Annotated in this window: 9 protein-coding genes; 4 read left to right on the top strand and 5 right to left on the bottom strand. The window is 73.5% G+C overall.

All coding sequences use genetic code 11. The features are described 5' to 3' along the window. Positions 1–443: DUF6421 family protein (locus tag AC07CM_RS38570; RefSeq protein WP_478881185.1), on the bottom strand; the 443-nt coding region annotated here is incomplete at its 3' end. Positions 444–850: 407 nt separating this feature from the next. Between AC07CM_RS38570 and AC07CM_RS38565 the strand changes: the two genes are divergently transcribed. Continuing rightward, on the top strand, positions 851–1,534 hold the full coding sequence (locus AC07CM_RS38565; RefSeq protein WP_478881184.1) for a glycerophosphodiester phosphodiesterase: 684 nt from the start codon (positions 851–853) through the stop codon (positions 1,532–1,534). 34 nt (positions 1,535–1,568) lie between these two features. On the opposite strand, the gene AC07CM_RS38560 is transcribed toward AC07CM_RS38565, so the two are convergent. Further along, a complete protein-coding gene (locus AC07CM_RS38560; protein ID WP_478881188.1) occupies positions 1,569–2,114 on the bottom strand; it encodes a GNAT family N-acetyltransferase in 546 nt (181 codons plus the stop codon). Between the two features lie 81 nt (positions 2,115–2,195). On the opposite strand from AC07CM_RS38560, the gene AC07CM_RS38555 reads away from it, so the two are divergent. Next, a complete protein-coding gene (locus AC07CM_RS38555; RefSeq protein WP_478881183.1) occupies positions 2,196–2,588 on the top strand; it encodes a VOC family protein in 393 nt (130 codons plus the stop codon). On the opposite strand, the gene AC07CM_RS38550 is transcribed toward AC07CM_RS38555, so the two are convergent. Continuing rightward, complete coding sequence (locus AC07CM_RS38550) at positions 2,585–2,869, bottom strand: hypothetical protein (protein WP_478881182.1); 285 nt, start codon at positions 2,867–2,869, stop codon at positions 2,585–2,587. The two genes, AC07CM_RS38555 and AC07CM_RS38550, sit on opposite strands and share 4 nt — an antisense overlap. 827 nt (positions 2,870–3,696) lie before the next feature. Here AC07CM_RS38550 and AC07CM_RS38545 point away from each other — a divergent pair. Further along, positions 3,697–4,461 carry a VOC family protein gene (locus AC07CM_RS38545; protein WP_478881181.1) on the top strand — a complete coding sequence of 255 codons (765 nt, stop codon included), beginning with the start codon at positions 3,697–3,699 and terminating at the stop codon, positions 4,459–4,461. 38 nt (positions 4,462–4,499) lie between these two features. Further along, positions 4,500–5,033, top strand: coding sequence for a DUF7919 family protein (locus AC07CM_RS38540; RefSeq protein ID WP_478881180.1), 534 nt, complete (start codon positions 4,500–4,502; stop codon positions 5,031–5,033). A 36-nt stretch (positions 5,034–5,069) separates the two neighbouring features. Here the strand turns inward: AC07CM_RS38540 and AC07CM_RS38535 are convergent, their stop codons facing one another. Both AC07CM_RS38535 and AC07CM_RS38530 read right to left on the bottom strand, forming a co-directional pair. Next, entirely contained in the window at positions 5,070–5,699 is a 630-nt protein-coding gene (locus AC07CM_RS38535) for a MarR family winged helix-turn-helix transcriptional regulator (RefSeq protein WP_478881179.1), read from the bottom strand. Continuing rightward, positions 5,696–7,360, bottom strand: coding sequence for an FUSC family protein (locus AC07CM_RS38530; RefSeq protein WP_478881178.1), 1,665 nt, complete (start codon positions 7,358–7,360; stop codon positions 5,696–5,698). Before AC07CM_RS38530 ends, AC07CM_RS38535 begins: the two co-directional genes overlap by 4 nt. Positions 7,361–7,473 lie beyond the last annotated feature (113 nt).

The following is a 7,473-nucleotide window of genomic DNA, read 5'->3' as shown; positions in this document are numbered from 1 at the left end:
ACCATGCGCAGCACGACAGCCTCGAGATTGCGGTCCGGGTTGCCGTTCTGCGTGTACATCGGGAAGACGACCAGGTGCTGCAGGCCGTCGGCGCGACCCGCCGCGGGCTGGAAGGCCAGCAGGGAGTCCAGGAAGTCCGGCACCTGGAAGCCGCCCTCGACCCAGCGGTGCAGGTCCTTGACGAGCGCCTCGTGGTAGGCGGCGTCGTGCGGGAGCAGCGGGGACAGTTGCTCGACCGCCTCGGCCACACGGCCCACGGCCGCCTCGGCGTCGGCACGGACCGGGGCGCCCTCGGCCTCGAAGTCGATCGATCCGTCCGTCGACTGCCATGGCCGGATCTGCTCCACGGCATCCTTGAGCACGGGCCAGGCCGGGTGCTCAACCACCCTGGTCAGCGAAGGAACCTGGTCCTCCGAAGCCGCCTGCACAAGAATTTCCGTCATGTCCCATCCTCCACGGGAGAAACTCGCGTATGGACACCGTATGCATACCCCGTTTCTCTCAGCAAGAGGCAACTCGGGAAATTTTTCTGCCGATCCGCATGGTCACCGCTGTTTTTCCTGCGGCAAACCGTGACGGCGGTCACTTTCGCCACGAGGGCGGACGGTACGGCGAGGTCGGAGCGGAACCGATCGGATCCGGCCGGTCAATGCCAGGAGGACTCGCCCACGTCCGGGTGACCATGGGGGCGGATACGAGCCAGGTTTCGCGCGCGCCGCGCCCCGATCCCCCGCGCAGGTGCGGGTTCATCCAGGGACCAGGCCATTAGGCTGCGAGCCTGCCGCGCGGACGACGACGTCCGGTCAGGTCCGCCGGTGCCGAGCCGCCGTCGACGGAAGCGAGTTGAACCTTGAACTTCCTTACCATCGGTCACCGCGGGGTCATGGGTGTCGAGCCCGAGAACACCCTCCGTTCCTTCGTCGCCGCGCAGCAGGCCGGCCTCGACCTGATCGAACTCGATCTCCACCTGAGCAAGGACGGCGCCCTGGTCGTCATGCACGACGCGGAGGTGGACCGCACGACCGACGGCACCGGCCCGATCGCGGAGAAGACCCTCGCGGAGCTGCGTGCCCTGGACGCGGGCCGCGGGGAGCGGGTGCCGCTCTTCGAGGAGGTCCTGGACGCGGTGAAGACGCCCCTGCAGGCGGAGATCAAGGACGTGGCGGCGGCCCGGGCGCTGGCCGAGGTCATGCACCGCCGCGACCTGGTCTCCCGGGTGGAGGTGTCCTCGTTCCACGACGAGGCGGTCGCGGAGATCACCCGGCTGGTGCCGGGCGTGCGGACCGCACTGATCGGGAGCCGCTACGGCACCGATGTGGTCGAGCGCGCCAAGGCGGTGGGGGCCACCACCGTCTGTCTCAACATCCGGCGGCTGACCCTGGAGGTCGTCGAGCACGCGCGCGCGGCCGATCTGAAGATCATCGGCTGGGTGGTCAACACGCAGGACCACCTGCGGCTCGTCCGCGCGCTCCAACTGGACGGCGCGACGACCGACTACCCGGAGATCAAGCGCACGGGCCGCTTCACCGCGTGAGCCCGGGTGCGCCGGCGCGATCCCCTCAGGGACGTCACACCAGCGGCTTGACCAGCAGTTCGAACTGAAGGTCGTCGCGCTGCGGGATGCCGAAGCGCTCGTCGCCGTACGGGAAGGGAGTCATCCGGCCCGTACGGCGGTAGCCGCGGCGCTCGTACCAGGCGATCAGGTCGGCCCGTACCGAGATCACGGTCATGTGCATCTCGGTGACGCCCCAGGTCGCGCGGGCCTGTCGCTCCGCCTCCGCCATGACCGCCTTGCCGAGGCCCGCGCCCTGCAGGGTGGGGCTGACCGCGAACATGCCGAAGTAGGCGTGCTCGCCGCGGTGTTCCAGCTGGCAGCAGGCGACGATCCGGCCGTCCTGCTCGACGGTCAGCAGCCGGCTGTCGGGCGACTTGACGACCTGCAGGACGCCCTCCGGATCGGTCCGCTGCCCTTCGAGGATGTCCGCCTCGGTGGTCCACCCGGCCCGGCTGGCGTCGCCCCGGTACGCCGACTCGATCAGCGCGACCAGTGCGTCGACGTCGGCGTCGGTGGCGTCTCGGAAGGTCGGTCCGGCGGCGGTGGTGGTGGTGTCCATGGTGTCCATGGGGGGCGGTCTCCGATCTCGGGCGCGGCTGAGCCAGGGATGAGGGTAACTGTGCCACTAGGCTCCGCGTGCATGGTGCATGTACTCAGCAGCCGGACACTTCTCCACCCCACGGACCCCGAGCGCTCCCGCGCCTTCTACGGGGAACAGCTGGGCCTCGCCGTCTACCGGGAGTTCGGCACGGGCCCGGAGCGCGGGACGGTCTACTTCCTCGGCGGCGGTTTCCTGGAGGTATCCGGGCGCTCGGAGACCCCGCCGGCCCCGTCGGTGCAGCTCTGGCTCCAGGTCGCCGACGCCGCCCGTGCGCACGAGGAGCTGCTGGCCAAGGGCGTCGAGGTCGTGCGGCCCCCGGTGAAGGAGCCGTGGGGTCTGATCGAGATGTGGATCGCCGACCCGGACGGCACCCGCATCGTGCTCGTGGAGGTGCCCTCGGACCATCCGCTGCGCTACCGGCCGGGCATCTAACCGGCGCCTCCCGCGTCGCCGGTCCGGTCCTCACGGGTGTCCCGGGGCCGACCCGCCGTGAGCAGGTGGCCGCTGACGCCGAGCAGCGACGGCACGGACTCCGTCTGCCGCAGCGCGCGCAGGACCGGCTCCCGGCGTTCGGGGTCGTCGAGCCGGTCGGCGAGGTCGCCCATGCGCCAGGCGGCGCCCTCCACGCCGTACTGGCCCTTCGCGCCCGGGCCCGCGGCCGCGAACTGGTCCGGTACGTCCGCGGGCTCGTGGAAGCAGGCCGTGGTGAACATCGGCTTCGCTCCGCGCGTCGGACATCAGAGGCCGTCCCGGGCCGCGGCCTCGATCTGCGGCCCCCGGCCGGGGTCGAAGTACGGGCCGGTGGCGAGGGTGTCGTGCAGTCCCGCGTACCGGTTGATCGTGGCGTCCACCAGCAGCCCGCCGGGCCGCAGTGCCCGGCGGGCCTAGGTGAGCGCCCGGACGCGGTCCTCCCGCTCGGGCGGGTGGTACAGGGGGCCGAGGAGCAGGGCCACGTCGACGGACGCCCGCGGTGCCGCCAGGGCGCGGGCGGCGCCGAGGCTCGCGCTCCCACCACGCAGCCGGCCGCCCGTTCGACGTGCGGCGGCACCGGGCCCACCAGCTGGACCGCGTAGCCGTCGGCGGCGAGCCACTGCGCGTGGACACCGCTGGCGCCTCCCCCGTCCGGGACCGTGCCGGAGCGGGCGGCAGGAGGCGGCGCAGGGTGTCCCGGGTGCGCCACGGCTCCAGGCGTCCGGCGCCGGAGCGCAGGCGGCCGCCCTCCTCGCCCCGCCCGTGGTGGCGCGCGATCTCCCCGGCGAGCGCGGGAGCCCCGGCCCGTGCTGGGTGACACGCGGCGAGGGCAGCGCAGACGACCGTCAGCGCGGTCGCTCCGCCGCACAGGGTGGTCCGTCCCCGATCCCGCGGACTCGCCTTCCGAGTCGGGTTCGCACCAACGGTTTTCCGCACGCCGGAACCGTCACCGCCAAGGGAGCCGGTCTCCCGATGGCCCGTGCGGACGGCCGGGACTAGCGTGCCAGGAGGGGGACCGTTCGTGCGCGGACAGCCCCTGCTCGCTGCGGCCACGCCGGAAGGAGCCCTCATGAAGTTCGACAAGCCGGTGATCGGCGGCCCCTGCTGGACCGAGCTGGGGACCAGCGATCTGGAGGGGGCCAAGCGGTTCTATACGGAGCTGTTCGGCTGGCGGCCGGAGACGGATCCGCGGCAGGAGGCGGGCGGCTACACGGTGGCGCACCTGGGGGACGCGGCGGTCGCCGCGCTCAGTCCGCTGTACCAGGAGTCCCAACCGGTCGCCTGGAACGTGTCGTTCGCGGTGGCGGACGCGGAGGACGCGGCACAGAGGGTGTCGGAGGCCGGAGGGACGGTGGTCCTCGGCCCGATGGACGTCTTCGACGTGGGCCGTTTCGCGGTGGCCCTCGACCCGACGGGCGCGGCCTTCCAGCTGTGGCAGGCGCGGGCCTTCCCGGGCGCCGGTCTGTTCAACGCGCCGGGCACGCTCGGCTGGGTGGAGCTGGCGACCCGGGACACCGACCGGGCCCGGGACTTCTACACCACGGTCTTCGGCTGGAGCGTCAACGCCTCCGAGTGGTACACGCAGTGGGGCATCGACGGGGAGGACTTCGGCGGCATGGCCGACATGGGCGACCGGTTCCCGCCGGACGTGACGCCGCACTGGCTGCCGTACTTCGCGGTGGACGACGTGGACGCGACGGCGGAGGTCGCCGAGGGAGCGGGCGGCGCCGTCGTCATGCCACCCTCGTCCGTGCCGGACGGGCCGCGCATCGCGGTGCTGCGGGACCCGCAGGGAGCGGCGTTCGGCGTGCACAAGGCGGACGAGGAGGGCTGAGCGGCCGGCCTCGTGTGCCGGGGCGGGAAGATGGCCGCATGTTCTACGAGGATCTCAGCCCCTATGCGTACTGGGACGGAGGCGATCAATTCGCCGACCTCACCGACGACATGCGGTTCGTCGGCTTCCAGCCGGTCTACGAACGGCTCAGTGTCGGCCGGCTGGAAGCGGGCCGGCCCTGGACCTGCGGCCCGGCTCCCCGGGAGTTCGCCGACAGGCTGTCGGCCGTCCTCGGCGCCCAGCGGGTCGACGTCATGCTGGGCCCGCACGAGTGCGACCTCTGCACCGCGCCGCTGCCGGACTCCCACCCCTGGTACGAGCCCCGGACGGAGCATCTGCGGGCGAGCGCCGGAACCGGGGAGATCCGCGTGCCGGGCCCGCACGGCACTGCCTTCGCCGCGCCGCAGCTCATCGGCCACTATGTCGTCGACCACGGCTGTCTGCCGCCCCGGCCGTTCGTCGACGCGGTCCTCGCCTTCGACCCGTACGGCCCCTGGCCGGCCGGGTTTCCGGGAATCAGGTTCCCCTGGATCCCCGGTGACGCGGTGCTCAGGCACGTCGACGACGAGTGACGCCGCCCTCCCGGCGTGGCCGTCGCCACCCGGTGCTCAGGCGCGCAGGGCGCCCGTGCGGCCCTCCAGACGGCTGAGCAGGTCGGCGAGCAGGGCGGCCAGTTCGCCCTGGCCGTCGGGGGCGAGGACGGACAACACGGAGGTCTCGTAGGCGAGTTGTTCGGGGAGGATGCCGTCCACCAGGTCGCGGCCGGCGTCGGTGAGGCGGAGGTGGGCCACCCGGCGGTCCCGGGTGTCGCCGCGCCGCTCGACCAGTCCGCGTTCGGTCAGCTGCTTGAGCCGCTTCGTGACGGCCGCCCCCGAGGAGAAGGTCTCCCGGGCCAGCTCTCCCGGGGTCAGCTCGTGGCCGGTGCGGCGCAGCGCGCCCAGCAGGTCGAACTCCGGGCGGCTGAGACCGGCCCGGCGCAGCGGGGCGTCCTCGGCCTGTTGCAGGAGGGCGGCGCAGCGGTTGATCCGGCCGATGACCTCCATGGGACCGGTGTCCAGCTCGGGGTGCACGGCCCGCCACTGCCGGACGACCGATGCCACGGTGTCGCTCCGCACCGCCTCACCTCCGGCCGCGGACCGCTCGTTCACCGCGCCGCCGTCGGCCTCCGGCCGCCCGTTCCGCGCAGCACCGCCGGCCTCGGCTCCCCCGGCCGTCGGTCGTCCGTTCGTCGGCGTCATGGCCGTGCGTCCTCCGTCGTCCTGCCCGTGTCCCGCTCCAGAGGCGCGAGCCCCTGGCGTCGTACCGTCGCGGCGAGCGTACGGTGTCCGGACTGCTCGGCGAGCACGACCCGCTCCTCGGGCAGCGCGCGCTGCCACCACTCGCCCGAGGCCGCGTCGGCCGTGGCCCGCAGGTCGACCAGAGCGGCGGCGAGGGCACGGCGGGCGGCCTCCAGGGCGCGAGGTTCCGGGTGCGGCTCGGCGAGCAGGCGGGCGGCGTTCTCGCGGGCGCTCTCGACCGTGGTCAGGGCGTGCTCGATCCGGTCGCCCGCGCGCCGGTTGGTGACGGCCACGGCCGCGACGAAGCCCACCAGCGCGCCGACGAGGGTGTCCGCGACCCGCTCGGTGATGAGCCGGGCGGGGTCCTGGGTGCGGGCGAACTCGGTGATGAGCAGGGCCATCGGCGTCACGCAGACGCTGCCGAGCCAGTAGTTGCGGCTGATCAGCGCCTCGGCACCGAAGTTGAAGGCGACGCAGAAGAGCACCAGGGCCGCCGGGTGGAGGTGCGCCACGGGCGCGACCACGGCGAAGACCAGGACGCCGGCCAGGTTGCCGACGACGCGCTGGATGCCCCGGCTCCAGGTGAGGGTGACGTTGGCCTGGTAGAGGGAGGCCGCGGTGACCAGGGCCCAGTAGGGGCGGCCGACGCCGAGGGCCAGGGAGGCGTATCCGGCGAGGGCGCAGCCGATCGCGGTGCGGACGGCGAGGGGCGCGAGCGGGGCGAGCCGATGCCGCAGCGAGCGGCCCGGAAAGGCGAGTGCGGTTTCCACGCCGAGCAGTTCGTCGGCCGACTCGCGCGGGGTCGCGACGCGCGGGACGCGGCCGGTGCCGCGCAGGTCGCGGGCCCAGGCCCGCAGCCGCTCGGGGTCGGTGTCGGCGGGCGCGGCGAGGGCGACCTCGGCGCGGACCAGGAGCCGTTCGAGGGCGCGTCGGGTGCGGTCGGGGCGGGCGCCGGCGGCCAGCAGCGACTGCCAGGCTGCGTGGATGGCGGCGGCGCTCGCGGCGCGGGCCTTGGCGTGGCCGTCGGCGGTGCCGCGCGTGGCGGCGTACGCGGCGGCCGCGTTCAGGGCCCGCGCGGTGGCGCGGCGTTCGGGGCCGTGCGGGCGCAGCAGGCCCGGCGCCATGCCGACGAGCCAGGCCCAGGCGCCCGCCGCCAGGGCCAGTCCGACATGGCCGGGCACCTGGCCGAGGCTCTGCGGCGCGAACAGGGAGGCGGAGCTGATGAAAGTGAGGACCACGTTGCCGGGCGGGCCGATGCGCGTGGCGTCGCACACCGCCTTCTGCGCGGCCGCCATGACGGCGCCGACGGTGACCAGCACGACGGCGTCGCCGGTGAGCGACGCCGCGACGAGGGCGACGGCGAGGCCGCCGACCATGCCGAGCACCACCCAGACCAGCGCCCTGGCCCGGGCGGCGTAGGGCCGGTTGTGGCCGTAGAGCGCGCAGAGGGAGCCCGCCATCGTGTACATGGCGAGGTCGAGGCGGCCGAGTCCCAGCAGGGTCAGATTGGGCGGCGCGACCGCGGCCACCACGCTCAGCGCGGGCTTGAACCAGATGTCGGAGGGCCGCCCGAGGCGGAGCACACCGGTGAGGGGGAGACGGAGACGGGTCGCACTGCTCATACAACTAATTTAGCACGTGTTTTACTCGTAAAACATATCGCCGTGCCCTTTCTCACCTGCTGTGCTCCGGTGAATGCTCCCCGTGTACACCCTTGCGCTCGCGTGTGCCCCGC

The sequence above is a fragment of the Streptomyces sp. NPDC044061 genome (assembly GCF_056434305.1).
The sequence above is the reverse complement of the archived record's forward strand: the minus strand, read 5'-3'. Positions and strand labels throughout refer to the sequence as shown.